Annotated in this window: 25 protein-coding genes; 11 read left to right on the top strand and 14 right to left on the bottom strand. The window is 52.6% G+C overall.

Annotation, left to right across the window (positions count from 1 at the left end; all coding sequences use genetic code 11):
- Nucleotides 1-66: 66 nt before the first annotated feature.
- Together XYCOK13_RS01550 and XYCOK13_RS01555 are read right to left on the bottom strand one after the other, a co-directional pair.
- Entirely contained in the window at nt 67-1,272 is a 1,206-nt protein-coding gene (locus XYCOK13_RS01550; RefSeq protein ID WP_213410093.1) for a glycosyltransferase family 4 protein, read from the bottom strand.
- Nucleotides 1,269-2,183: a lysylphosphatidylglycerol synthase transmembrane domain-containing protein gene (locus XYCOK13_RS01555; RefSeq protein ID WP_213410094.1), complete on the bottom strand. Its 915-nt coding sequence runs from the start codon at nt 2,181-2,183 to the stop codon at nt 1,269-1,271. Before XYCOK13_RS01555 ends, XYCOK13_RS01550 begins: the two co-directional genes overlap by 4 nt.
- A gap of 206 nt (nt 2,184-2,389) precedes the next feature.
- On the opposite strand from XYCOK13_RS01555, the gene XYCOK13_RS01560 reads away from it, so the two are divergent.
- The gene (locus tag XYCOK13_RS01560) at nt 2,390-4,531 is read left to right on the top strand and encodes a methyl-accepting chemotaxis protein (RefSeq protein ID WP_213410095.1); all 2,142 of its coding nucleotides are present in this window, start codon (nt 2,390-2,392) and stop codon (nt 4,529-4,531) included.
- A gap of 204 nt (nt 4,532-4,735) precedes the next feature.
- Here XYCOK13_RS01560 and XYCOK13_RS01565 read toward each other — a convergent pair whose 3' ends face one another.
- Together XYCOK13_RS01565 and XYCOK13_RS01570 are read right to left on the bottom strand one after the other, a co-directional pair.
- Nucleotides 4,736-6,532 (bottom strand): phospho-sugar mutase, encoded by a 1,797-nt coding sequence (locus XYCOK13_RS01565; RefSeq protein WP_213410096.1) that lies wholly within the window; start codon nt 6,530-6,532, stop codon nt 4,736-4,738.
- On the bottom strand, nt 6,499-6,891 hold the full coding sequence (locus XYCOK13_RS01570) for a hypothetical protein (RefSeq protein ID WP_213410097.1): 393 nt from the start codon (nt 6,889-6,891) through the stop codon (nt 6,499-6,501). Before XYCOK13_RS01570 ends, XYCOK13_RS01565 begins: the two co-directional genes overlap by 34 nt.
- Before the next feature lie 642 nt (nt 6,892-7,533).
- On the opposite strand from XYCOK13_RS01570, the gene XYCOK13_RS01575 reads away from it, so the two are divergent.
- Complete coding sequence (locus XYCOK13_RS01575; protein ID WP_213410098.1) at nt 7,534-7,905, top strand: helix-turn-helix domain-containing protein; 372 nt, start codon at nt 7,534-7,536, stop codon at nt 7,903-7,905.
- A gap of 16 nt (nt 7,906-7,921) precedes the next feature.
- On the opposite strand, the gene XYCOK13_RS01580 is transcribed toward XYCOK13_RS01575, so the two are convergent.
- Both XYCOK13_RS01580 and XYCOK13_RS01585 read right to left on the bottom strand, forming a co-directional pair.
- Entirely contained in the window at nt 7,922-8,164 is a 243-nt protein-coding gene (locus XYCOK13_RS01580; RefSeq protein WP_213410099.1) for a hypothetical protein, read from the bottom strand.
- 448 nt (nt 8,165-8,612) lie between these two features.
- A complete protein-coding gene (locus XYCOK13_RS01585; RefSeq protein ID WP_308443003.1) occupies nt 8,613-9,155 on the bottom strand; it encodes a DUF2062 domain-containing protein in 543 nt (180 codons plus the stop codon).
- A gap of 200 nt (nt 9,156-9,355) precedes the next feature.
- Here XYCOK13_RS01585 and XYCOK13_RS22270 point away from each other — a divergent pair, with 200 nt between their 5' ends.
- Nucleotides 9,356-9,553 carry a hypothetical protein gene (locus XYCOK13_RS22270; protein WP_373314293.1) on the top strand — a complete coding sequence of 66 codons (198 nt, stop codon included), beginning with the start codon at nt 9,356-9,358 and terminating at the stop codon, nt 9,551-9,553.
- On the top strand, nt 9,550-9,801 hold the full coding sequence (locus tag XYCOK13_RS22275) for a DUF2179 domain-containing protein (RefSeq protein WP_373314294.1): 252 nt from the start codon (nt 9,550-9,552) through the stop codon (nt 9,799-9,801). The genes XYCOK13_RS22270 and XYCOK13_RS22275 overlap by 4 nt, the downstream gene beginning before the upstream one ends.
- Here XYCOK13_RS22275 and trhA read toward each other — a convergent pair.
- The 3 genes from trhA to XYCOK13_RS01605 are packed head-to-tail and all read right to left on the bottom strand — an operon-like array spanning nt 9,784 to nt 14,366.
- Nucleotides 9,784-10,428 (bottom strand): PAQR family membrane homeostasis protein TrhA, encoded by a 645-nt coding sequence (trhA, locus tag XYCOK13_RS01595; protein WP_213410101.1) that lies wholly within the window; start codon nt 10,426-10,428, stop codon nt 9,784-9,786. The genes XYCOK13_RS22275 and trhA overlap by 18 nt on opposite strands.
- Nucleotides 10,429-10,461: 33 nt before the next feature.
- Complete coding sequence (locus XYCOK13_RS01600; protein ID WP_213410102.1) at nt 10,462-11,736, bottom strand: ABC transporter substrate-binding protein; 1,275 nt, start codon at nt 11,734-11,736, stop codon at nt 10,462-10,464.
- The gene (locus tag XYCOK13_RS01605; protein WP_213410103.1) at nt 11,733-14,366 is read right to left on the bottom strand and encodes a putative bifunctional diguanylate cyclase/phosphodiesterase; all 2,634 of its coding nucleotides are present in this window, start codon (nt 14,364-14,366) and stop codon (nt 11,733-11,735) included. The genes XYCOK13_RS01600 and XYCOK13_RS01605 overlap by 4 nt, the downstream gene beginning before the upstream one ends.
- A 150-nt stretch (nt 14,367-14,516) precedes the next feature.
- On the opposite strand from XYCOK13_RS01605, the gene XYCOK13_RS01610 reads away from it, so the two are divergent.
- The 4 genes from XYCOK13_RS01610 (at nt 14,517) to XYCOK13_RS01625 (ending at nt 19,663) form a co-directional block, all read left to right on the top strand.
- Nucleotides 14,517-15,281 carry a hypothetical protein gene (locus XYCOK13_RS01610; protein ID WP_213410104.1) on the top strand — a complete coding sequence of 255 codons (765 nt, stop codon included), beginning with the start codon at nt 14,517-14,519 and terminating at the stop codon, nt 15,279-15,281.
- Nucleotides 15,282-15,298: 17 nt separating this feature from the next.
- Nucleotides 15,299-15,778 carry a hypothetical protein gene (locus tag XYCOK13_RS01615; RefSeq protein ID WP_213410105.1) on the top strand — a complete coding sequence of 160 codons (480 nt, stop codon included), beginning with the start codon at nt 15,299-15,301 and terminating at the stop codon, nt 15,776-15,778.
- A gap of 256 nt (nt 15,779-16,034) precedes the next feature.
- Complete coding sequence (locus XYCOK13_RS01620; protein WP_213410106.1) at nt 16,035-17,081, top strand: LacI family DNA-binding transcriptional regulator; 1,047 nt, start codon at nt 16,035-16,037, stop codon at nt 17,079-17,081.
- A gap of 146 nt (nt 17,082-17,227) precedes the next feature.
- Nucleotides 17,228-19,663 (top strand): glycoside hydrolase family 94 protein, encoded by a 2,436-nt coding sequence (locus XYCOK13_RS01625; protein WP_213410107.1) that lies wholly within the window; start codon nt 17,228-17,230, stop codon nt 19,661-19,663.
- 430 nt (nt 19,664-20,093) lie between these two features.
- On the opposite strand, the gene XYCOK13_RS01630 is transcribed toward XYCOK13_RS01625, so the two are convergent.
- Both XYCOK13_RS01630 and XYCOK13_RS01635 read right to left on the bottom strand, forming a co-directional pair.
- Complete coding sequence (locus XYCOK13_RS01630) at nt 20,094-20,984, bottom strand: lysophospholipid acyltransferase family protein (protein ID WP_213410108.1); 891 nt, start codon at nt 20,982-20,984, stop codon at nt 20,094-20,096.
- A 12-nt stretch (nt 20,985-20,996) separates the two neighbouring features.
- Nucleotides 20,997-21,767 carry a GNAT family N-acetyltransferase gene (locus XYCOK13_RS01635; RefSeq protein ID WP_213410140.1) on the bottom strand — a complete coding sequence of 257 codons (771 nt, stop codon included), beginning with the start codon at nt 21,765-21,767 and terminating at the stop codon, nt 20,997-20,999.
- Between the two features lie 250 nt (nt 21,768-22,017).
- Between XYCOK13_RS01635 and XYCOK13_RS01640 the strand changes: the two genes are divergently transcribed.
- Nucleotides 22,018-22,281, top strand: a complete 264-nt coding sequence (locus XYCOK13_RS01640; protein WP_213410109.1) for a hypothetical protein — start codon at nt 22,018-22,020, stop codon at nt 22,279-22,281.
- Between the two features lie 71 nt (nt 22,282-22,352).
- On the opposite strand, the gene XYCOK13_RS01645 is transcribed toward XYCOK13_RS01640, so the two are convergent.
- Nucleotides 22,353-23,114 carry an SDR family NAD(P)-dependent oxidoreductase gene (locus XYCOK13_RS01645; protein ID WP_213410110.1) on the bottom strand — a complete coding sequence of 254 codons (762 nt, stop codon included), beginning with the start codon at nt 23,112-23,114 and terminating at the stop codon, nt 22,353-22,355.
- A gap of 331 nt (nt 23,115-23,445) precedes the next feature.
- Between XYCOK13_RS01645 and XYCOK13_RS01650 the strand changes: the two genes are divergently transcribed.
- Nucleotides 23,446-24,138: an RraA family protein gene (locus XYCOK13_RS01650; protein ID WP_213410111.1), complete on the top strand. Its 693-nt coding sequence runs from the start codon at nt 23,446-23,448 to the stop codon at nt 24,136-24,138.
- A gap of 250 nt (nt 24,139-24,388) precedes the next feature.
- Nucleotides 24,389-25,204, top strand: a complete 816-nt coding sequence (locus XYCOK13_RS01655; RefSeq protein ID WP_213410112.1) for a nucleotidyltransferase — start codon at nt 24,389-24,391, stop codon at nt 25,202-25,204.
- A 60-nt stretch (nt 25,205-25,264) separates the two neighbouring features.
- Here the strand turns inward: XYCOK13_RS01655 and XYCOK13_RS01660 are convergent, their stop codons facing one another.
- Nucleotides 25,265-25,492, bottom strand: a complete 228-nt coding sequence (locus tag XYCOK13_RS01660; protein ID WP_213410113.1) for a YuzB family protein — start codon at nt 25,490-25,492, stop codon at nt 25,265-25,267.
- A 128-nt stretch (nt 25,493-25,620) separates the two neighbouring features.
- Nucleotides 25,621-26,292, bottom strand: coding sequence for a TVP38/TMEM64 family protein (locus XYCOK13_RS01665; RefSeq protein ID WP_213410114.1), 672 nt, complete (start codon nt 26,290-26,292; stop codon nt 25,621-25,623).
- Nucleotides 26,293-26,373: the final 81 nt, after the last annotated feature.

Below are 26,373 nucleotides of genomic sequence, written 5' to 3' on the forward strand. Positions count from 1 at the left end.
CCCATGCTGGGCGTACCATAACAAGACGAGCCGACTATAAGCCGGCTCGTCTCGATGTATGGCATTTCATAAACGCAATCGCGCTTTCAGCGCGGCGATGTCCTCCGCACGCATGACTGACATGCGGCTGACGTTGGCCAAATACGTATCGAACTGTTCGCCCAGCCTCTTATAGCGAAAGCTCTTTTTGGCCCGATCATAAGCGGCTTTCGCCAAGGCCTCGCGGAGCTCCGGCTGCTGATGCAGCTTCACAATGGATGCGGCGATCTCCTCGGGCGATTCCGGATCGACCAGCAACCCCGTCTCCTCATGCAGCACCGCTTCGCCCACGCCGCCGGAATTGCCGGCGATCACGGCCTTGCGGCAGCTTGCCGCTTCGAGATAGACGATGCCGAAGCCCTCCACATCGCCCTTATCCTCCAACAGCCGGCTCGTCATAATGAACTGATCGCACAGGTTGTAGTATTTCTTGGCTGCATCGTTGCCTTCCACATAACCGGCGAAGATCACCCGGTCCTGCACGCCGCATTCGCGCGCCAGCTGCTCCAGCCGTCCCCGTTCCGGGCCGTCTCCCACGATCAGATAGACCAGGTTCGGTATATGCTTGGCAGCCTCGGGCAAGGAACGAATAACCATATCATGTCCCTTGCGCCGCACGAGCCGTCCAACGGTCATCAGCACGTATTTCCCTTCGAGGCCATGCTTCGCGACAAGCGCCGGATCTTTCGCCTCCGGAACATAGATATCCTCCACTCCCGGATAAATCAACTGGATACGGTGCGGGTCAACCCCGTACTTCTCCACTTCCTTACGGGTAAATTCGCTATTGGTCAAGATGCCGGTTGCCCTTCTCAGGATGATCTTCGTCAGGAAGCGCAGCCCGAAAATATGGCGGAACTCCATCATATCTTTGCCGTGCGTGGAGATGACGTACTCCTTGCCGAACAGCAAGTTGAACAGCCACCCGATAAAGCCGATCAGAATGTATCCATATACCGTGACCTCAATCTTCTCCCGGCGAATTGTGCGCCACGTGTACCAAAGCAAATTCAACCAGCTAGCCGGATTGACCTTCTCGTCCTTGAAGAACGGCCCCCGTATAATTTTATAGCTTTGCGGCACCGCGTCGAATGCCGCATCCCCTTCATACCGCGGCGCCAATACCGTCATGTCCAGTTTGGAGCTGCGGCACAAATGATAGTAGTAGCTCTGCATGCCGCCAATTCCCGGCGGAAACACACCGGTGACAAGCAGCACCTTCTTCTTTTTCACTGATGCCCCCACCTTCTTCTCAAGTGATACGCGCCGTTCACGATCAAGAAAAACAGCACTTCGCTGATCACATTCCATATCCGTGCAATGATTGAAATTTGCGTGGCCAACGCCGCATCCTTGACGACGAGACCGATCAAAAACACGATAATGCCTTCCCGTACCCCCAGCCCCCCAGGGAGCGGACTCATGAGCCCTATCAGCCATGCTGCCGCGAATGTGCCGGCTGCATAGAAGAAGCCGATATTATGGACGCCCATGCTGACAAGCAGCAGCCAGAACGCCCATCCCATAACCATATGACTGACGAGAAAGTAGAACAAATAAGTAAAAAAGCTTCTCCTCGTCAACGTCATCGGCACATGGCGAAATTTCTTGATAAACCGATGGACGCCTTTTTCCAGTATACCAGTTACCGGTTGATAATAGAAAAAAAACAGGGCCAAGCCGACAACGAACACCGCGAGCCAAGCAAAGCCGATCATCCCTGTCAGCTTTGCCAATATGACGGCGTAGACGGAAGCGGCCATCACCAGCAAAATGTTCTCGTACAGCAGCGTGACTAGCTGTGTTTGCAGTGGAATGCCTTCCCTGCTTGTATAGTATATGCGTCCAAGATAATTCCAAAACCCGCCCGGTATGTACTTGGCAAATTGCGAGTTGATATAGATCATCATGCCTTTGAACCACGGCATCGCCTTTCCGGAGTCATTCAGAATCTGCACCCAAATCCAGGCCTGCAGCATGAGAAAAGCGGTAAAGAGCAAAACCGAAACATAAAAATTTGTATTGGTATGTGTCAGGAAGTACAGCACTTCCGCAAATGGCAATTTGACGTGAACTAGCATAAAATAGAGCGCCGCAAATATCAGCAAGCTCTTGATCGAGATGATCGCTACTTTCTTCGTCATGCAATTCCTTCCTTCCTTTCTCTGTCATTATACATCTTGCTCCGAAAAAAAATAGTCTGAATTTGCATGAATAGCGCGTGCCACAATTATCCAGTGGTCATTTTTTTATAAATCCCTAAAAAATTTCGACTTCCGCTTGCCGATATAATTGATATAGTTAGGCATGCTACATATACAGACAGTCACCATGAGAGGAGTCAGAGACAATGCCTAAACCTACTGTAAACAAGAGAATTCAGGTGCTCAGCGCTATTTTTCGACCGGCAGTCATGATGATGGATCGGTTCAAGTACGCGCATAAGTTCATCCTTGTGTCCCTTGTATTTATGGTCCCGATTTGTTTGCTGTTTTATGTTTTTTTCGCTGAGAGAAACGCCTCGGTCCAACTGACCGAAAGAGAGAAGACCGGTGTCGCCTATTCCATGGCGCTCAACGATGTGCTGCTGCAAGTCCAAGAGCATAGATCCTTGGCCAGTGTCCAGCTGCTGGGCATGGGTTCCTTCGAGGATGCGGCTGCATCCAATCAAGAGGAACTGTCCGCAGCCATCCTTCGCGTTGATGAACTCTTCGCAGCTGACAGTCGATACCCGACTCTGAAAGAAGAGTGGCAGTCCCTTAAGGAAGAGTGGAACAGCATTAGTCAAACATATTCAAACTTGTCTCCTTCGGAAAGCAATGTGCTGCACTCCAATTGGACTGCCAGCTTGCTGGAATTCAACAGGCTGGTTGCAGACCAGACGAATCTCAATCTTGACCCCGAAATAGCCAGTTCCTATCTGGTAGAAGCGTTGACGAGCACGGTTCCGCGACTCGCTGAAGATGTCAGCCTCTCCCAATCCTTGGCGACCGGGCTCATTGTCAGCAAGGAGATGACCGCGAGCGATGATGAGAAATTGATCACGCATATCAATAGCATTACCGAAGGCATTCAGAACCTCCGCAGGGTCGAACAAGCCATTTATCGCGGAGAACCTGCTTTGGAAGCCGTGCTTAGTGAACCGATCACCGCATACATAGATATCTCGGAACGCCTGGCTGAATACGTGAAGATTGTTCGCTCCAACCATATTCTGGACATGGACCCGACGACAGTCCTTGAGATGGAACTGCAATCGACTGAGGCCAGACTGGCACTGAAAGGCGCGTTATCGCAAGAGTTGTATGCTATACTGGATCAACGCGTTACTGCAGACAAGGTAAGCGCCGGCCTCACGATCACCATGATTGCTGTAGTATTCCTAGTAGCCGCTTATCTGTTCGTCGGCTTTTACTTTGCTGTTCGCCATGCCGTGTCCAAGCTTCGTGACGCTTCGACCGCGATCGCCAGCGGCGATCTGACCGTGCAGGCCAATCTGAAGGGCAAGGACGAGCTGAGCGAGGTAGGAACAGCCTTCGACAGCATGGTCGAAAAGTGGAGAGCGATTATACGGGAAAACCAACAAATGGCCAGCGATTTGGCGGAGTCGTCGAAACAGCTGCTTACAGCCAGTCAGCAGGCTGCCCAATCCTCCGATCAGATCACCAACGAGATGGCGGAGGCCGCCAACATGGCCGAAACCCAGCTGTCCGGTGCTGAGCAAAGCACCCGCGCCATGCAGGAAATTGCGACCGGCATCAGCCGTATCGCCGAATCTTCCAGTTCTGTTGCCGAATCCTCCGCTGAAGCGACACAGCGGGCACAGGCAGGGAACGGCGCAATCGGAGAAGTATCCAGTCAAATGTCGAGCATCAGCGATACGATGGACAAGCTGGCAACTGTCGTGCAGGAAATGGGAGACAAATCAAGAAAAATCGAAGAAATTGTCGGCGTCATCTCTGAGATCTCTCAGCAAACGCAGCTTTTGTCGCTGAATGCCTCCATTGAGGCGGCCCGGGCCGGGGAACATGGACGCGGTTTCACCGTTGTCGCCGCCGAGGTCAAAAAGCTGGCCGAGCAATCCCGCTCGTCCACGTTCGAAATTGCCGATATTGTGCGGGATATTCTCATCACAGTCGACCACGCGGTCATGTCCATGAAGGACAGTGTGCAGGAAGTGGCCAAAGGCCGTCAGCTTGCCGGCGAAACAGGACAATCCTTCGCCAGCATTATGGCAGCGGTTGAGCATGTCAACATGCAGGTGCAGGAAATATCTGCAGCTGCCGAAGAAATATCAGCAGGTTCGGAGCAGGTTAGCGCTTCCTTAGACGAAATGCTGGACATCACCCGCAAGAATACCGACATTACGCAGAACGTGTCGGCTGCTGCCGAAGAGCAGCTGGCTTCGAACGAAGAGATTTCGGCTTCCTCCGAATCGCTTCAGTCGATGGCTGCCCGGCTCCAGAAAGAGATGAACCAATTCAAGGTTTGACCCGCGGCAGGTCGTTGTCATCGCTCCTTCCGCAAGCGGATGCTGAAGCGCCGCTTGCGGAAGGGCGATTTTTTTTGTCCCTGACCCCAATTCGAGTGCAAAAACGCGAAAAGGCTGTCCCAGAGAAAACGAAAGGGACAGCAGCTTGCTACGTCTATTCCAATCAACCAACCCGGCGGAGCGGGGAAAGATGGGCAGGATCAACTATCTCTGGTTCTTGCGCCGCTTCCTCTGATGCTTGGCTTCCTCGAATACTTGCTCCAGCCACAATTCGACCTGCTGGCAGAGAGATTGATGTTTGCGCTCGCAGCTTTCTCGAGTCTTGCCGGACACCCCGAAGTAAACTTTAAGCTTGGGCTCTGTTCCGGAAGGGCGCACGGCAACCCACGAACCGTCTTGCAGCACATACTTCATAACATCTGCACGCAGCATATGCAACGCTTCACTTCTCCCGTCTGCATAAGTGACAGTACTGCTCAAATAATCGTACACCTTGGCCGCGCCATTGTGCCTCCAATCAGGGACAGGCTGCTTGCGCAGCTGCCGCATAATTCGCTTCATGCGACTCGCGCCCTCCCGCCCTTTCCACACATAGGAAAACTGGCTTTCGCGGTGATAGCCGTGACGCGCATATAACTGCTCCAGCACTTCATCCAGCGTACGGCCCAGAGACTTGTGATACGCGGCCATCTCGCATACAAGCTGGCACGTCTGAATGCCGTCCCTGTCGCGGACGAAATCACCAGCCAAATAGCCGTGGCTTTCCTCGCAGCCGAAGAGGAAGGTTCGCGTCCCCTGCTGTTCGAAATCAGCTATCTTCTCTGCGATATACTTAAAACCGATCAGGGTTTCAACTGTTTCCACTCCATACTCGTCTGCAATGCGGCGGCCTAAGTCGGATGTCACAATGGACTTGATCCACGCGCCATTCTCCGGCAGGCTGTTGTGCCTATGCCTCTGCATCAGCACATAATCGAGAAGCAAGGCCCCCAATTGGTTGCCGGATAGCTGAAGGTAACTCCCGTTGTGCGTTCGTACAGCCACACCCGTTCGGTCAACATCGGGATCTGTACCCAAGATGAGGTCCGCATGGACTTGTTTGGCTGTGTCCGTCGCCAGCGACATAGCTTCCTCTTCCTCCGGGTTTGGTGCATCAACGGTCGGGAAGTAAGGGTCCGGCTTCTCTTGCGCTTCAACCTTGTACACATGCGTAAATCCGGCGCGTCCCAGCGCCTCCCTTACCGGAATGCCGCCGCAGCCATGCAGCGGTGTATACACGACGGACAGCACCTCTCCCATCCGCCTGGCTGACTCGGCATCCAAAACAAGCTCCTCAAGTCGGCGGTAGTAGCTCTCTTCCAGATCATCGCCAATGTATGTAAGGTAGCCTTTGCGCATGGCCTGCTGCAAGCGCATGGCCTCCACAAGCAGTTCGTCGTTCACTCTCTCCATGCTGCGCATCAGTGCTGCCGCAATTTTCGGCGTAATTTGTCCGCCATTCTCCCCGAATATCTTCAAGCCATTATATTCTGCCGGATTATGGCTGGCCGTAACCGCAACGCCGGCCGCGGCCTTCAATTCCCTTACCGCGAAGGATAGCATCGGCGTCGGACGCATCCGGTCAAACAAGTAAACGGGAATGCCGCCGCGCGCGAGCACGAGTGCCGTCTCCTCGGCAAAATGCGCGGAGAACATGCGATTATCGTAAGAAATGACGACTCCTTTTTTCATATACGCAAGCCCCTTGCGGCGTAAGTACAAGGCCAAGCCCATAGCCGCCCTGCGTATCGTATACGTATTGATGCGATTAATCCCCGCTCCGATTTCCCCCCGCAGCCCGCCGGTTCCGTATTCCAAATGTCTGTAAAAGCGGTCTTCCATTTCCTTCGGATCCTTGACTTGCTGCAGCTCATGCTTCCACGGCTCCATCAGGTCAAAGCGCATCCATCGCTCATAGCGCCCCCTGGCTATAGCGCTTGTTGCTTCATAACTTGCCTGCATACCAACCATCCTTTCCAGTCTCTCTTACACCAGCTGGTCGAATGAACTGTCAGATTTGGCGTTTTCCATGTACCTTCGATAGGTACGGACACCCAGCAAGTATGCATTCCCGGAAGCGGCTGCAAGCGAGCCATGATGAACAACATCCCGATCCCATGCCGGGGAAAGCGCTGACGTTGCACGACCTGTCGGGGCCCGTCTTTCCAGGATGCATTCTTCGCGTGCCGGGTTTCAAGCTCCATCGCATCATACTCCTGTTTTGCCGTCCGGCCAGAATCATGGGAGCGGCGCTCCTTCGCTGCCGCATAATCGGCAATATCCAGCATCGTGACTAGAGACAGCATTCTTTTTACGTCCAACGTCTTGCTCCCCCTTCGTACAATGGTAACCAGCTTCCGTCAAATGAGACTTCTAAACGCGGTGAATTTCCATACATGTCTTTCTCGACATCATTCGGTTGAAGTCGACTGTGATACATTCCGTATCACACGAGCCAAAAAAAAAATGTGCCTTGCTTATGCGGTACTGGGAACAGATCGAATAGATATCCGGACGTTCTCTGCTTCGCATTCCAGACACTTGCCCAGTTTGGTGTGTACCCGATAGAAGCCGGTACGGAAAATTCGGGACCCCGGATGGGGCTTTCTGATTTGTCCGCATCTGCAGCAATAAAAGTGTTCCATCCTCATCTCACTCCCTCTGTTCATATCCACACCGCTCGCGGCTTTGGTTGAACGCAATAGCGCGACTCCTAGTTGCGCGGTACTCTTATCGTAGTATATAATGACAAATATGCAGAAGAAATGTTCGGTCAAAGCAAACGAGCTTCGTTCATGCGGTCAAGTCCGTACCCAGTCAAGATTCATACGATTGACAATTTTCGCTTTTAATCGATACGAACCGTAACGACAACCTACTGTTACTGTATGATACAAGTCGTATCGTGTCAAGCGTTTTTTTCTTTCATGCAGAATTTTCCCTTCCCAGGAGGAGGTCTTCCTATGAACTATGGTCACCGTATTGCCCGGCTGAGGGGAGCCAGACATCTGACACAAGAAGAATTTGCCCGCAAGCTGGGAATTACCCGTGCCGCCTTGTCTCACTATGAAAACAATCGAAGAGAGCCGGATTACGAAACCATCGAAGCGATCGCCGAATATTTCCAGGTTTCTATTGATTATATTCTGGGACGTACGAATGATCCCCAAAGCAGGCTTGATTCCAACGTCCAATTGTTCCAGGACTCTTTGGAATTGGCTGACGAGCGCATTCTCGAGCAGTTTGACTTGACGATTGATGGCAGAAAGCTGACTGTGGAGGAAGCGAAACGTTTCATCGCCTTTATTCGGGCTGAACGATCAATGAACGATTAATGAGGTAGCAGCAAATTCATAAGGTTGCGATGATTAGTTCTGCGGGGTCTGTTTGCCATTCTTTTTTGTCGGGAGCCGTGTGTGGTTCATCTTGTTCGCTGTTGCAGTATTCTTGGATTCGATCGCCAGCCAATTCTTGGGCGATTCCCGGATCTGCATGTTTTGTCACGTATATATCAAACGCATCACGTTTTATGCCCATCTGCTGCATGATCTCATGGATGTCCACAATTATTTTTTGGTTTCCCACGACAATCATCCTCACCCATCCATTTGAATTCGTTTATATTTTTAGCATGTTTCCATTATATAGCCGATCCATTAAAAATCATGTCGAAATCCGTTGGTGTATTTTATATTCTTTTGTCGATGTCACAGCTCGCGGATAGCAAGGATTTGCGCCTGTCTGCGCCCATATTTTCAACCTTCTGATAATTTCTGCGCAGCTTCGGGACATGCAATCGGCTGTCCATCATACACCCCACAATTTGTTCTGTTGCGATCATGATGTTGAGCATGCCCTAACAAATGAAAAGCATGCTTCGGGCGGCCGGCTTTCGCCCATTGCCCTATTCACATATTCAGGATATGATACGTTATGTATCATGTCAAGGGATTTTTCACATAGTTCATACAATTTGTATCGGAAATGACGAAAAAGAACAGGCCCTGCATCTTGTGCCTGTTCCCAGTTGATTCATGCTCGTTCAATTCTGCTTCGCCCGTCTGCGCTTTTTGAGCGTAGTCTTCTTGATCCATCTGTATATGTGCGGCCGATAATGCGTAAAGATGGCCCGCAGCAGCCAATACCCTACCACAGTCAAGATTATGCTGTTCATCAGCGAGCCTACTATAAAATCCATACCTAAATCACTCAACGAAATGACTTGTTCGGCGGTTGTTGCGTAATCCTCGTCAGGGTCCGGCGTTCGGCTCCAATTATCCGTGATCAGCTTCCCTGACATATAGTTCAAGTAGAACAAAAATGGCCAAAGAAAAGACCCCACCGAGGCCGCTACGATTGCCGCTACCACATTCCCCTTAATCCAACGGGTCAGTGCAACGGATAGGACAGGCCCCACGCCGAATGTTGGAAACCAGCAAGGAAAAAAACCGACTACAAAGCCGAGCGCAATGCGATGCGCCCCCGCCTTGATCCGAAAAAGCCTTATCATGTTATATCTCATGGTGCGTAGTAAGCGCATGTTATATCGTCGGCTCCATTCCTTCAGACTCCTCTTACTCATCATACCATCCGTCTATCATCCGAAGCAAACGGATATTTGGCTCCTGATCCAGGATGAAACTTCGTGAGTCGGGGCAAGGATATAGGTACTGAAAAGCCTCTGTGCGTGCCCGGTAGATGATCCTGCTCCACGAAGCGGCGCTCGGATGACGAAGCAGCAACTACCAGTGTTGCAGCAAGGCAAACCGCAGAAAGGATGGTTCCGTGAACGGATTGGAGATTGTATGGGCGATTGTCGTCATTAATATCGTATATGTATCATTATTTACATTAAGAATCATTTGGGTTATGAAGTCGCAGCAGCTGCTCGCTTCTCTGCTGAGCATGATGTCTTGCGCGAGCAAGGCTGCGGCGTTACTAGCTGGCATGCCGACGGGCGTGACGGCGGGCGTATGGTCATGACGGTATTGGTCAAGCGCTCGAACGAGCGAAGGCTGACGAAGAAGATTCAGGAGCATTCGCCCAAGGCCTTCATTATCTCCTATAAGCCGCGCTATTTCCGAGGCGGATTGTTGGACAAAACGCATTTCACGCTAATACCCGTCACGCCTACCCTTCGGCTCCATTTGAAGCGTGCAGGCCAAATCGGGCGCATTCATGCGCCCCGCTCTCCCCTGCTCAAGGATGTCCGGCTACTGCACCTCCAATAGCTGCAGCACCGAGAAATAATGCAATACCGAGCCAGCCAACACGAACAGATGCCAGACGGCATGATGGTGAGGAAAGCTCCGCCATACATAAAAAATCGTTCCGACCGTATACAACACGCCTCCGACCACCAGCAGAAGCAGGGCCTCGTAAGGGACCGTCTCTTTCAGCGGCCCCCATGCGAACACAATCAGCCAGCCCATCGCAATATAGAACAGTGTAGACAAGAATAGAAACTTCTTGACAAAAAACACCTTGAAAACCGTTCCACCCACTGCTATGCCCCAAACGATGCCGAACAGGCTCCAGCCAAGAGGGCCCCGCAAAGCTACCAGCAGGAACGGGGTATACGTTCCGGCGATAAACAAGTAGATGGAAGCATGGTCAAACACTTCGAACAAATTTTTCACCTTGCCGTCCGGGAAGCTGTGCAGCAAGGTGGATGAGGTGTACAAGATCAGCATCGTGACGCCGAACAAGGTAAAGCTGACTACGTGCCACGCCGTTCCTTTCATACTCGCCAGTACAATAAGCATGACTAACCCGGCTGCGCTCAGCGCAATGCCCAAACCATGCGTGATGGCATTCACAAGCTCTTCGCGCCGGGAGTACGTATGCGTTTCTGCCATTGATTACTTGCCTCCTGCATGGACGCGCACATGCTAATCCGGCTTTATGTTCAAGAAATGGATCAGCCGTCTGCGATCCTCTGTGATGCTATCCATCATTTCTTTTTCCAATGCATTCAGGTTATCCCCTATATTATCCGATCTTTCAATCACACTTGCAATGCCAGAGGACCAATACCGGGCAAGCTTCTCGTCGAATGGGGAAGGAGCTGCCTTCTCCATTCTCTGCAATTGACTGCTGTAATAGTACGTCAAGTCTTGGCCACCCAAAAATTCCCGCTCCGCCGGAGCATGAATCACCTCATTGAGGAGTGTTGCCGATTTCACGAAATCCCATGCCAGGTCCTTGTTGCGGCTGGAGGATGTGATCGCAATGGACGACCCGCCATCCACGCCGTACAAATTCATAGGCAGACGGGTCATCCGCCATTTCCCCTTTGTGCCGGGAGCCCAGCCCTGCAATTCCGGCGTTGCCCAGGCCCCCATATAGAACATCGCAAAGCGGTCCTGCTGCATGGCCTCCTGTGTCGCCGCATGGTAGACATCATGCTGCATGCTCAAGCCGTACTTGCGAATTTCCCTGCCCAGCTCCGCCGCCTTGCGCACCGTTTCATTATTGCGGCCAAACCGGTAAAATTGGTCCAGCAGGCTGTACTGCATGCCCGTTACCTCCAAAGGATCGGTTGCATATTGGAAAATATAAATATCATGCTCCTTCAGCACCTTCGCCATATGCAGCCAGTTTTCCGGACTTTCCAAATAGTAGGCAAGCTCCGCGGGCTCGGCAGGAAAACCATGGGCTGCCAAAATATCTGCGCGGTAGTAAGTGACTGCGCCGAGAATCTGTATCGGCATGGCAATCATCCGCTTCTCGTTGAGCGAGGAATAGAATCCCCACATTTGCTCCGGAATCAGAGAGCGGAAGCGTTCTCCCTCATAAGGGGACTCCAGCAAGTTCTCCAAGCCTTGAATCGCGCGGAAGGCCCCAATCTTATTATTGTCGATGATCAAAATATCCGGCGGATTGTCTCCTGCCAAGCCTTCCAAGTAGTCTTCAACCAACGTATCATACTGGACAAGCCTCACATGCAGCTGGACATCCGGGTGCATTTTCTTGAATTCCTTAAGCAAGGACGAAGGATCGTAGTATGTCCATAGCGTCAGCTCCTTGTCTGATGAATGAAACCGGCCAACGCTCACCAGGTTTGTCTCGCCTGCATCCGTCCTCAGCTCGGCAGTTCCGCTTCTGCACGCGGCGAGCAGCAGACAAAAACAGCAGATCAACATTGCGACGCGTCGATTGTTCACGACAGTCCTCCTCCTTGTTTACGCAATCCTACGCCAACGGCTCCTCGTGTCAATAAGGATTCGCAAGCTTCCGCAGGCAGCGGCTTGCTGAACAAATAGCCTTGAACCTGATCGCACCCGATTCGCTCCAGCATATGCAGCTCCTCCCCAGTCTCTACCCCTTCCGCCAAGACTTCCAGCTGCATGCTCTTGGATAAGCGAATGATGGCCTCGACGATGGCCGCATTCACCCCGTCCTTGTCAATCGAGCGAACGAACGATTTGTCAATCTTGATTGTATGGATGGGCAGCTGCCTCAATTGGCCCAGGGAAGAATAGCCTGTGCCAAAATCGTCGATACTGATTCGAATGCCCAGATGCTTCATGATAGATAATGTGCGCACAGCCAAATCCTTGTCCCAAATCAGGGAGCCTTCCGTGATCTCCAGCTCCAGACTGGACGGCGGCAAGCCCGTTTCTTCAAGAATGCGCGTTATGGTCTGTACCAGATGATCGCCGCTGAGCTGGCGGGCTGATATATTGACTGAGACCGCCAGCGGGCAGATGCCCTTGTCGTGCCAAAGCTTCGCCTGCCTGCAGGCGTCTCTGAGCACCCATTCTCCGATGGGTACAATTAAGCCGGTCACCTCCGCCAACGGGATAAATTGATCCGGGGGCACGACGCCCCTCTCTGCATGATTCCAGCGAATAAGCGCTTCCACACCCGTCACTTCGCCGGTAGCTACCTGCACCTTCGGCTGATAGTACAGCTCGAATTCCTCATTCGCAGCAGCCTTGTGCAGCTCGATCTCAAGCAGCATGCGGTCCTCTGTATGTCCGATGGAATCGTGGTAAAATTCGTAACCTCTGCCCCCCTCCCCTTTCGCTTTATACATCGCCATGTCAGCGTGGCGCACAATCGTATCCAGATCATTTCCGTCTCGCGGAATCATGCTGATGCCAATGCTTACAAAGGTGCGAAGCTCTTGTCCCGAGATGGCATAAGGCTCCCTGCATGCTTGCTGGACTGCTTGCGCCAAGGCATGAATCTCCTCTTCCTCCGTTTCCGGAAGGATAATCGTAAATTCATCCCCGCCCAATCGATAGACGCCGCCTTTGTCGCCCATCACCTTCTGCAGACGGTCGGCTATGCCCTTCAGCAGTTCGTCGCCGGCGGTATGTCCCAAGGAATCATTGATTTGCTTAAAGCGATCCAAATCCATGAACAGTACGGCAGCATGGCTGCCGCGCGCATCCGCTTCGTCCAATAGGCGGGACAGGTCTCTTGTAAAGGAACGGCGATTGGGCAGCCGGGTCAAGGCATCGAAGTAGGCCAGCTCGTGCAGCGTCTGCTCGGACTGCTTCAGCTTCAGGAAAGCGCTGTATAAATTGTCGGACATGCCGCGGAAATTTGTAATCAGCTGATGAATTTCCCGCAAGCTGCTGGACGGCCAATCAATCGATTCCTGGCGCTTCAATTTTTCGGGCAAATCAATAGTCGTATGCGCGAGTCCGGCAATCGAGCGGCTCATGCTGTGGCTTAAGAACAGCGTAGCCAGCGTGCCAAATACGATGTATAAGATCATAACGCCATACTGGATCGCGTAGAACTGCTGGGTATCCTGCATGTATGCGGACAGCGGCACCCGCACATAGAACGTAAACGGCAGCGGATCGATCGATAGTTGAACAATTTGCTCAATCTCTCGCCAGGACAGGATATCATACAGCGCCTGGCCCCCGGGACTCCATTCGTACAGCCCTTCGGCCAATGGCTTAATATTCCCGCTTCTCTGCCAGCCATCGAGGCCGCTGGTTCGCTCAACACGGGTGCCGTCCATGCTTAGGCCATAGGGCGTCTCCATCGAAACGATCCAATCGTTCTTGGCATTGGACTGGCGCAGCAGCTCGTTAAGGCGTCCCAACTGAACAGCGCCGCCCAGCTGCAGCTGCGTGATCTCCAGGCTGCTCCATGAGCCCAGATCTTCCTGAACGAACTGCGCCACACTGGCGGCAAGCTCCTCGCTGCGATTCTGAATCGAGTTGGACTGGAACCATCCGCTAATGACCGTAAAGAGCAAAAAAGGCACCATTACGACACCCATTGTGATATGAAACATGATTTGCCGCAGCGAATACTGCTGCACACCCTCTCTGCTCAACCAGCGTTGAACCGGCGTGTAAATCAACAGAATATCCGCCACCCATGCATTGAACAGCCCGTTTGCCGCGCTCTTGCCCAGAATGAGAATAGCGGCTATCAATTCCGGCTCGCCAAATCCATACAATATTCCAGTCAGCAATGGCAGGCCCAGGAACCCCCAGTACAGGCAGCTCGCCCCGAATACGCTCGTTCCTTTCCCTATTCTTGTCAGTACGCCAATGAACATGATCTCGATGAGAAGCATGAACACAACCGGATTGGGCGTAATGCCTGCATAGACAATCCCGGCAGTGACGGCCGCTTCCCCTGTGCCCGCCCATACCCCAAGCACGCGAACCAGAACGAGCAGGAAGATGCCGGAAAAAATCATGTCCAGTCCGAAGGCAGTCGGAAGCGTAACCGCATAGCCTGCAGCAGCCAGGCCAATACAAACAAGAAGAGCCGCGAGCCTTTTCCATATCAGAGCGGGCCGTTTCCGGTTATCCATCCGCATCACCTCGTATGCAATACATTCAACATGGGACAGACAAATTCCTACTATTTCCTCTAAATTCAGCACGCCGCCGGTTGGATAGGAATGTTGAATCGTGCTAATAATTGTAAAGAACCTTCTACAAGCGAACGGAGCGTGTACGATGTGAAGCGATGGAACCCACCCAGGCGGAGCCGGGCATTCATATCAACCTTGACCATTACTCAAATCCATGCCAAAAACCCATGGATCACGGCGTTCTTCTCCTTTTCCTTTCCCGGATTTGGCAACTTCCTGCTGCATCGCTATGCGAAGGCATTCGTCTTGACGGCCTGGGAAGTGTTCGTCAATACGCATGCCAGGGTCAATCTTGGCATCATGTACAGCCTGCAGGGCCAATTCGAGAAAGCCAAGCAGGTGCTGGCCATAGAATGGCTGCTGCTGTATGTGGCCATTTATGTATACGGCATCTGGGACGGCTATCGCTCTTCCGTGGACATCAACAAGCTTTACTTGCTGGCTGAACGTGAAGATGCGCCGATCAAGCCTTATACGATGAATGCCTGGGGCTACAATTACCTCGACAAGCGTGAACCGATTATGGCTGCAGTCTGGTCATTCCTGATGCCGGGTCTCGGACATATTTACCTGCATAAGGTCATTGCGGGCTTTTTTATCTTTGCCGGAACCATCGGTCTGGTCTACCTGTCTCATCTGCCGCATTCGTTGTACTATACATGTACGGGGGAATTCGCAGCGGCCAAATCTGTGCTGAATATGCAGTGGACGCTGTACCTGCCGTCTATCTACATCTTCATCGCTTATGACAGTTATGTATCCGCAGTAGAATACAACAAGCTGCACGATAAAGAAATGGTGCAATTCCTGAGAAGATCTTATCAGCGTCCGGGTTTTGAAATGCCTGTATAGAGGAGTCAAGAGCAACCATGCACATTATCGCCACGTTCGAAAACAGCCTGTTTCTGGAACTGATGCTCACCGCCATGGAACAGCATGGGATAGGCAAGCAGCATATTCTTGCATTGCCCATGGACAAGCCGAAAGCGCCGAGACAGCTATTCGATACGATTCATCATGCTGATGGCGTCACTTTCGTTGATCTTGCGGCCGTCCTGGGCACTGTATTCATGCTGCTAGGGGCTATCTATGGTTACCTGCTCCGCTGGGGACCGATCTTGTGGGGCGTGATCGGCGCTGTCTCGGGCATGCTCCTGGGCTTCACGATTAAATACTTGCGGATCCGCAAGAAGGGCGCCCCGCGAACAGCTTCCTGCGGGGCGGACGTCGTCGTATTGGTCCGCTGCGAACCGGAACAGCAGGCGGCTATCGAGCAGCTCATGTGGGAGCATCATGCGCTGGGTGTCAGCCGCTACCATTCCTCCCCTCCGGCGCTGCAGCGCACCTGATCGAACCACACATACTAATCCGATGAAGTAAAGCGAGCAGCCGCTGCTCGAGATTATGCGCATGCCGCAGCGCCTCTTCAGCCCCTCTCGCAGCTGCCTTCGGTCCCCGATGCCGATCCGCTGTCGAATCGCCGATACGGCGCACCGCCTCCGCCGCCCCCAACACGATTTCAAAACGTTTTCATTGAATTTTCGCTGATGCCGCTGTACAATATTACCAAGAAAAGAACGCGCGTTCACACAGAAGGAGACAACTATGCGCAGCGAAGATATTGCGAGGCTAGCCGGTGTATCCCGAAGTACCGTTTCAAGAGTGATGAACAATTACCCGAATGTGCCGGAGGAAACTCGGCGGAAAGTCATGAAGGTTATCGAGAAGTACCGGTATGAGCCGAATACCTCGGCAAGAGTTCTGGCGGGCAAGGGAACGAACACGATCGGTTTGTTCGTCGTCAGCATTGCGGACCATCAGTCCTCCAACCGCATTTACCAGAACAACTATTTTGCTCCATTCGTCGATGCCATTGTAGATACGGCGAACAGTCTGGGCTATTACGTCCTCATTCATACTGTATATACGCAAGAGGACTTCGCCAAGGTACGCCAGGCGTTCTTGCAGCGCCGCATTGACGGCGGCATTATCGTCGGAACCCAGACCAACATAGCTATGGTGCAGGAAATTGCCGGGCTGCACGCGCCCTTCATCCTGATCGACTATGATGTTGCTGAAATCGTGGAAAACCGGCTGAACCAAAACTGCTTGTCCATTATCAACACAGACGATTACGAGGGCGCCAAAGAGGCTGTTACACACTTGATCGACCTTGGTCATCGGGAGATCGCCATGATTACAGGCAGGACCAACACGTATTCCGGGAGACAGCGATATCAGGCTTATGTGGATACCCTTCATGCGCGCGGCCTGCCGTTCAAGGAAGCCTATGTGCTGCACGGGGAATTCCTGAAGCACAAAGCCTACGAGGAAGTGAAGCGCCTAATCCAAAGCGGCGCGCGGCCTACCGCAATCTTCTCGGCCAATGACGATATGGCCATTGCCGCAATGAAGGCTCTGCAGGAAGAAGGGCTGCAAGTACCGGATGATGTGTCGATCATCGGCTTCGACGATGTGCCCGTAGCCGCCCAGCTGGCGCCGCGGCTCACCTCTGTCCGGCTGCCGCTGTACGAGATGTCGAAGGAGGCTGTCCATACCGTCATCGCCATGTGCGAACGGAGGCAGATCGCCTTTCACACCGTTCGCTTTCCGACTAAGCTCATGATTCGGGATTCCTGCAAACCGCTGTAGCCCCCAGCGTCTTGCCTTGGGCCGCAACGCCTTGGACTTCAAGGCAGGACGCTGTTCACGCTTGGCCAACAATCCTCGCCATCTGAGATTATTCGGCTGTGAACGCGCGTTAATTCATTTATGATCTTTGAGAGGAGACATGAAGAATGAAATTCGGTCACTTTGATGATGCACGCAAGGAATACGTCATCAACACGCCCAAGACGCCGTATCCATGGATTAATTACTTGGGCAACGAGCAGTTTTTTGGACTGATGTCCAATACGGCCGGCGGCTACTGCTTCTATCGCGATGCCCGCCTGCGCCGCATCACCCGCTATCGTTACAATAACATTCCTATCGACAACGGCGGACGCTATTTTTATTTGCATGACAATGGCGACTACTGGACGCCCGGCTGGATGCCTGTCAAGCGCGAGCTCGATTTTTACGAATGCCGGCACGGCTTGGGCTACACGTCCATCACCGGCGAACGCAACGGCGTCCGCGTGAACCAGCTGGCGCTCGTGCCGCTTCAATTCAACGGCGAAGTGCATAAGGTGACCGTCTCCAATACTTCCGGCGCCGAAAAGCAAGTCAAGTTGTTCTCCTTCATCGAGTTTTGCTTGTGGAACGCCCATGATGACATGACCAACTTCCAGCGCAACCTGAGCACAGGCGAAGTGGAGGTGAAGGGTTCTGTTGTCTATCACAAGACCGAATACCGCGAGCGCCGGAACCACTATGCTTTCTATTCCGTGAACAGCCCCATCGACGGCTTCGATACGGACCGGGAATCCTTCCTTGGCGCCTATAACGGCCTTGATACTCCTCAAGTAGTCGAAGCAGGCCAGGCATCGAACTCTGTGGCCAGCGGCTGGTCGCCGATCGCTTCCCATGCGATTCACATCACGCTGCAGCCTGGCGAGGAGAAAAGCTTCATCTTCGTACTCGGCTATGTGGAAAATCCTGAAGAAGAGAAGTGGGAAGCGCCGAATGTGATCAACAAGACTCGCGCACAGGCGATGATTGACCGATTCGCAACAGATGCCGATGTCGAAAAGGCTATGGCGGACTTAAGCGACTACTGGAACGGTCTGCTGTCCAAGTACATGATTGAAAGCCGCGACGAGAAGCTGGACCGGATGGTGAACATTTGGAATCCGTATCAATGTATGGTCACCTTCAACATGTCCCGCTCTGCCTCCTATTTCGAGTCCGGTATCGGTCGAGGCATGGGCTTTCGCGATTCCAACCAGGATTTGCTCGGCTTCGTCCACCAAATTCCGGAGCGGGCCAGAGAGCGAATTATCGATATTGCTTCCACGCAATTCGAGGATGGCAGCGCCTATCACCAATACCAGCCGCTTACGAAGAAGGGCAACAACGAGGTCGGCAGCGGCTTCAACGACGATCCATTGTGGCTGATTCTCGGCACCTCCGCTTACATTAAGGAGACCGGCGACTTCAGCATACTCGATGAACAAGTGCCGTTCGACTGCGACCCGAACAATACGGCCACCCTGTTCGAGCACTTGAAGCGTTCGTTCTATCATGTCATTCACAATAGAGGTCCGCACGGATTGCCGCTAATCGGACGCGCTGACTGGAACGATTGCTTGAACCTGAACTGCTTCTCCAAGGAGCCGGGCGAATCGTTCCAGACGACCGCCAACATCGAAGGCCGCGTGGCCGAATCCGTCTTCATCGCCGGCCTGTTCGTCTTCGTCGGTCCGGATTTCGTCGAGCTGTGCAAGCGCAGAGGATTGGATCAGGAGGCGGCAGAAGCGCAGCGGTATATTGACGAGATGCGCAAGATTACCCTTGAGCACGGCTTCGACGGCGACTGGTTCTTGCGTGCGTATGATCACTACGGCCAGAAGGTCGGCAGCAAGGAAAATGAAGAGGGCCAAATTTTCATCGAGCCGCAAGGCATATGTGTCATGGCCGGCATTGGCGTAGAGGAAGGATTGGCTGAGAAATCCTTGAATGCAGTGCAGGAACGATTGGAAACCGACTACGGCATCGTGCTGAACAACCCGGCCTTTACGAAGTACTATCTGAACCTTGGCGAAATTTCGACCTATCCGCCAGGCTATAAGGAAAACGCCGGCATCTTCTGCCATAACAACCCTTGGGTGATGATGGCGGAAACCGTTATCGGTCGCGGTGACCGCGCGTTCGAGCTGTACAAGAAAATTGCCCCTGCTTATCTGGAGGACATCAGCGAAATTCACCGCATGGAGCCTTATGTCTATGCGCAGATGATTGCAGGCAAGGACGCCGTGCGCGAAGGGGAAGCGAAGAATTCCTGGCTGACAGGCACTGCCGCCTGGAACTATGTCGCGATTACCCAGGCGATTCTTGGCATTCAGCCAGATTTCGACGGGTTGAAGATCGATCCGTGTATCCCGAAGGATTGGGAAGGCTACACGATCACCCGCGTCTTCCGCGGCGATACACTGAACATTGCCGTCAAAAATCCGAATCGCGTGTCCAAGGGCGTGCAGTCCATTACTGTCAACGGCCAGGCCATCGAAGGCAATGTTGTGCCGGTTGCAGGCGACGGCGGTACGTACCAAATCGAGGTTGTCCTCGGCTAACGAGACGATTGCAGCACACACGCGCATGACAAAGCCGTTCTTCCGCTGTTTTCAGCAGGAGAACGGCATCTTTTTGTTTAGCGGCAGCGCCGCCTCAATGTGCTGCCGATTGGGCTCGATTTTTATAAAAATTGACAAGATCATCTAGCGGTGATAAGATTATTATGTTAGACGTGTAACCTCAGGGAATTGATTTCCCCCTCTTTCTAAGCATGCGCACACTTTCCTCATCATTGCGCATGGGATATTCCTTTTTTATCATGTCGGCTGCAAGAAGGATCACGGATTCATGACAGGCGCGGCCATCGGAGCCGCAGGAGACGATTGAGAGGTAGGGCATTCGTTGTTTTCGTGCAAGTACATCGGAAAGAACATCAGCGGTTACGCTGTCTATAGACCCCCGTTCAGATACGAACGGGGGTTGTCTAATTTAAAGCTCCCAGCGCTCATGCGCGTTAAACCAATAAAACCACTGATCCGGCCGCTCGCGGATCATCTGTTCCAGTCTTCCGCTTAGCTCAACACTTGCTTGACGGCGAGCGTCCTTTCCGCTCCCCCAATTCACGATCCCGGGCTCGAAGCGGATTTGATGGCGGAATTCCCCCAGCCGGCAGGCATACATCGGCACAATCGGCACATTCCCGTCCAGCGCCAATGCCGCCGCCCCCTGCGGAAGCCTCGAGAGTCGGCCAAAAAACGGCACATGCGGGAAGGTCGGCCGGTAAAAGTCGCCCAGCAGAAAGACAACCCCGCCCGCCTGCACGTGACGGCTCAGCGCCCGGTACAGCTTCAAGGGCGGCGTCCGGTCATAGTCGAGGCCTTGGCAGCCCATCGCTTCGAAACGCCGGTACAGCGGGGCCAGCGCCGGATCGCTGGCCGTACCGACCGTTATGCATGGATATTTTCTAGAAAGAAGCCAATAAGCATAGAAAAAATTCCCCATGTGCGGAGCATATACAATCGCGCCTCGTCCGAGCCGCAGCGCCTCCTCCAGATGGCGCTCCCCATGCAGCTCGAAGCGCCGGCCCTCTCCCTCCGTCAGCCGTTCGGCATCTATGAGGATTTCGTACAACGTCATGCCTGCATGCTGGAAGTATTGTCTGGCGTACCGCCTTCGTTCCCGGTCCGTCCTATCCGGCAGCAGCTCCGACATATTGTTCAGGACCGCCCTCCTTATTCCCCTGCCCCAAATGCAGACCAACAGCCAGGCTGCCGAACGAATCAGCTTCTCCAGCCAACGGCGCGGCAGGCGGCGGCTCCATCGTGCCCAGCTCTGCAGCCGGGCTTCCTCCGAGACCATGTTTCCGATCCAATCGTACAAGCGTGCCGACTCCTATCTATGAAAAAAATGCTTTTGGTACCGGCGCGTCACGCGCTCCTTCTCCAAGACGATCAAAAAATCAATCGTTTCAAAAATATCGTCATACGCGGGGTCCCCGCCAATCTCTGCCCCAAGCCATTGGTAGCCTTTCATAAGCGGAGGAAGCCTGCGGAACAATTCTTTGTCGCTCAGCTCCGTTTCGACCTCCCGCAGGCCGGAAATCCGATGCGTAGCCAGAGGGCGGATTCCGAAGCGGTCGGTGATGATGCTCCTTCTGCGCAGCATCGTATAGATCAAATTCAGCTCATCCAGACTTTTCAGACGCACGCTGGCACAGCCGATCAAGTACTTGTGGTGGCTTGATGCAAGGCAGGCCGCGATTCCTTCCCACAGCATCTGGATCACCTTTCCGCTGCGATAGGCCGGATCGACACAGCTTCTGCCCAATTCCATCGTCATAGGTTTCTGCTCCGCGAAACCGTTCAAATCGAATTCGCTCTCCGAATAAAAGCCGCCATGCTGCATAGCCCGGTCGCCCGGGAGCAGCCGATACGTACCGACGACCTGTCCAGAGCCCAGATGCTTGACGATCAGATGATCGCAAAACTCGTCGTAACGATCCTGCTCCAATCCGGAGTCGTTCATCAGCTGCAGCTTCTTTTCCTCCTCTACAAAAACCCGATAGCGCAATCGCAGCGCTTCCTCAATATCGTCCTGACTCGTTGCGATCATGACAGCCAACTGATCCTGGCTGCCCTGTGCTTGACTGGCAAGTTGCATCATGATCCACACGCCTTTCCCCTGAAGGTTGATCCATGTCCCGATTCAACGGGCACAGGGCTATCGTAGCATGTGATCGTTAAGGTCATGTTTTGGTATCGTTAAGTTTATGTAAGGAAACGGTTAATCGGATTTCCCATAGCGTCATGTACGCACAGCGACGAGTTTTTTTTACAAAATTGATGATTCGCGTTAATGCTGTTCGCACACTTCCTGTCTACACTGTAGAAAACGATGACGAAGGAGAGCTAACATGACCATTGCTGCAGCATCCCGTCCCACTCTGTCGAACGCACATATTGACCACCTCAGCCAGCGTTTGCCTGCACACAACTTGGCCGAATTCCAGTCCATGGCCGCTCCCGAGCTGGACTATCTGCAGAAGCGTTCCTACGAAAGACTGCACGAATTGCAGCAGGAAGTAGACCGCCTGCTCAACGAGCTGCGTGCTACAGCCGCGCGCATGCGATCCCGGCAGACACACATCCCGGCCTCGCGGCACTTGTCTTCCGCCTAGAATAAAAAAAACAGCAATCCCTCTCGGGAATTGCTGCTGTCTGCAGGCCGGATCGCTCCCTGCCGCTTCCGTTAAATCGAAGGCATCACATTACCGCCGCTTACCGGAATGTACGCGCCTGTAATAAAGCTCGACAGATCCGATGCCAGGAAGGCGACCACATTCGCAATTTCCTGGTCTGTCCCCCTGCGCTTCAACGGTACGCTCTGGGAATAAGCTTCGTTCTGCTCCGTGTTGTTCTCGCGGTCCCGGTCGCTGATCGTCCAGCCCGGCGCGACCTGATTCACCGTAATTTGATGCTCGCCTACTTCCTTGGCCAAGATCCGATAGATGCCGTCCATCCCCCGCTTGCCCGCTACATAAGCAGACTGCGTAGGCAAATTCTGCATCACGCATTCCGTGTTGATGCCGATCACGCGACCGCCCTTCTTCGCCACCATGCCGGGAACGAACGCCTTGGTCAAATGCACGCTTTGCAAGACGCATGATTCGAACTGGCTCGTGTAGTCCTCCGCCGGCTGTTCCAATATCGTGGTCCATGCATATTGGATGACGGCATTGGCAACTACGATATCTACTGTTCCCAGCTGTTCCGCAATGTGCTCCTTCATGCGGAGCACTTCGTCCAGCTTGGTCACATCCGCCTGCACCGCAACCGCTCTCCGGCCCAATGCTTCCAACTCCGCTTGCAATGACTTCGCCTTGGCCTCGTTCCCTTTGTAATGGATCGCTATATCCGCGCCGCATTGGGCAAGCGTACGCGACATGGTCCTCCCCAGCTCTCCTGATGCTCCGGTTACCAGCGCCACCTTGCCTGTCAAATCGATTTGCATGGATGCTGTCTCCTCCTCTGTCGGGAACCCACTCTGCTTAGAGCGGCTCCTATGTTCCCCGGCCTTTGTGTCGGCCTTCTGAATGCTCCGCCGGGCCTCTTGATACAGTCCTTCCTATTATACGGCAGCGCCACAGCAGATGGAAAGAATCGATCGTCTGGCTTCCGCCCCCCTCGCCGCAATATGGGCAGCTCAGCCCTTGGCTTCGCGACCAGCATGTCCCCCTTTTCCTTGCAACTCCTCCTGCTGTTACGTTATGATTTGAAGGTAGTATCAGAACTGCTGTAACAGGTTGAAGCATCCAGAAAACTCACCTGAAGGAATGCAACCGATGACAACAATCAACAAGAAAGAGATCATGGACATTTACAAACAGCTTCGCGTGGCAGACGTGAGGGACGGCATGGATTGGATGATGATGCACAACTATGGTAGTGTGAGCCCGGATATCGTTCCGCTATTCCGCACCCGTTTTTGCGGATTTGCGCGCACGGTTCGGTATGTGCCGACGAATCGGCCGATTCCGAAGATGACACCGGACGAGTACACAGAGTTTGTCGGCCACTGGTACAACAGCATTGCCACTTACGGCTGGCAGAACGATATTGAAGAAGATGATGTCATCATGATGGATGCAAGCAACACCAATGTCGGCATTATCGGCTCGCACAACAGCCTGGACTGGAAGAGCCGGGGCGCCCGCGGTATCGTCACGAACGGCGGCTGCCGCGATACAGACGAAGTCATCCTGACGGAAGTGCCCGTATACAGCCGCTATCGCTCCCAAACGATGGTGCAGGGGCGCATTGAATTCCAAGCTGCCAACATCCCTGTAGATATTGGCGGTGTTCTGGTTCGTCCCGGAGATGTGGTCGTGGCCGATTACGACGGCGTCATCGTCGTGCCGATCGAAAAGGCAATGGATGTGGCGAAATACGCCATGAAGGAGCTGCAGCAGGATAAGATCAATCGTCGTGAAGTCTATGAAAAAATGGGCATGGAGCTCGATGATACGGTACAATAACCCCAAATTAACCGGATAAACATAACAAGGGCTGTCCCCTTAGTCGAGTGCTCGGCTGCTGAAGGGACAGCTCTTCCATTTGGGACAGCATGTGCATGAACGCCGCCGACAGGATTGCCGGATGGCGATAAATTTGCTACTCTGAAGCAGATACCGATGAAAGGAGCATGGCGTATGTGCTGTTCATGTTGTCCAGTGGTTAAGATGCAGACACCTTTTTAAATTAACTTTTAGGAGGTTGTTTGTATCCATGCTACCCCAAGACAAGTTGATTCATTTAATTAAAGAGCAATGTGAGAAGGATCGCCGCATTTCGGCATGCATGATGTATGGCTCTTTCACAAAAGGCGAAGGAGACCAATATTCGGATGTGGAGTTTTATCTGTTTCTCAACGATGATGAGGCCCGTGACTTTAAGTCTTCGGAATGGGTGAAGGATATTGCGTCTTACGATTTGCTTTTCTTCAACGAATATGGAACCGAGGTTGTGGTGTTCAGCAATTTAGTCAGAGGCGAATTCCACTTTCTTCCGGAGTCTGAAATGGACATGATAAAGTCGTTCAAAGACACCGGGGTTTTCCCCGACACAGATTCCATGTTCATCTATGATACAACGGGTCGGTTGAAGGCATTATTGGATGCTCTAAAAGGCGACGGACCCGAAAGAATGACAAGCCATCATGTCAATTTTGCTTTTAACAACTTTGTAAATGCGTGGCTGATGGGTGTGAACGTTTTGAAAAGAGGGGAGCATGCCCGTTCGTTAGAATGCCTCTCCCATGTGCAGAAATATATACTCCAGCTGATGAGAATTCGGGAAAAAAATACAGAACGTTGGCTGAACGCTACGAAGAACTTGGAACATGATCTCTCAGAAAATGCTTATCATGCGTATGTCGCTATTACATCGCGATTAGATGCAGCAGAATTATATCATGCATACTCCAACGCCCTGCGTGCAGTCGAGGAGTTAATCCATGTGCTTGGAGATCAGTATCCATTTGATATTGATCTGGTCTTTACGCATAAACTGCGTTCCCATTTGAACGATTTATTTAGCGCCTAAGCGTCCAGGCAAATAAAATAAGAGGGTGTCCGGAAGTACTTGGGACACCCTCTTGCCTGTTTAGCCAATCAACTTCCGCAGCTCCGCATACAATTCGTCCGCAGATTGCTTGCACAGCAGCTTCTGCTTGCCGACCATGACAAAGCATTGCTTCGAGCACAGCTTGCACTCCCCCAAGCAATCCTTCTTCTTGTGCTTGAGCTCAGGATGAATGTCTTTCATCGATTTATAAAGAAACTTCGCTTCGTATCGCTTGAGATTCCGGCAGCAGTATTTGATCTTCTTCATTTCGCCGCTCCCCGCATCATGATTATCATTCTCAATCATAATGATAATCATTATCAGGTTAATCGTCAATCCCCGCTGAGCTGGAAGTTACCCTTGAAGCAGCCAGGTCATATTGGGGGATTATCTGTTCAGCCCGGGATATCCCGGTTTTGCAGTTTTTTTCGACGGCCGCGCCAAATGCGATACGAGACGTAGGCGACTACGACAGCCCCGCCCAGGGTGAAGAACGCCGCTTTCTCCAAGCGAATAGACAAAATCCCTAATCCGACTAATGCCAAAACGAAAAAATACAGCAAATTCCCGATCATTGTGCTATAAACAAAATGCGACAGCCTGATGGAGCTGATTCCGGCTGCTATGTTGACGGCGCTGGTCGGGACAAAGGGAAAGATACGTCCGAGAAACACAAACAGGAAGCCATTGCCTTCTATCTTATCCTTAAGACGCTCGTTCATCCGCTTCGCGAACAAGCTCTGAAACCAGTAACGAACTGCCAGGAAAGACACGACTCCCCCTGCGATGCTGCACACCCAGCTCCATAAATAGCCGTACGTAAACCCGAACAGAGAGACATTCACGGAAATGAGCAAAATAAGCGGGATGATCGTGAACAAATTTTGGATGATCATCAGCGCCAACGTCGCCAGCATCAGCACTCCTACGCTGCCGCCTGCCAGTTCGCGCAAAGCTTGTAAATCTCCGCTCAGCAGCAGCATTGCAGGCTCAGAGCGAAGGGCAACGACCAGCAGCAACAGCAATCCGGAAAACGACAATACCCTTACCCAAATATGTATCCCCATCACCTTATCTCTTCATGGCTTTTTTCCAATAAGTCGGTACATTATATGGTTGGTCATACTGCTTTTATCCCTTGCGAACTA

The sequence above is a fragment of the Xylanibacillus composti genome (assembly GCF_018403685.1).
GTDB lineage: Bacteria > Bacillota > Bacilli > Paenibacillales > K13 > Xylanibacillus > Xylanibacillus composti.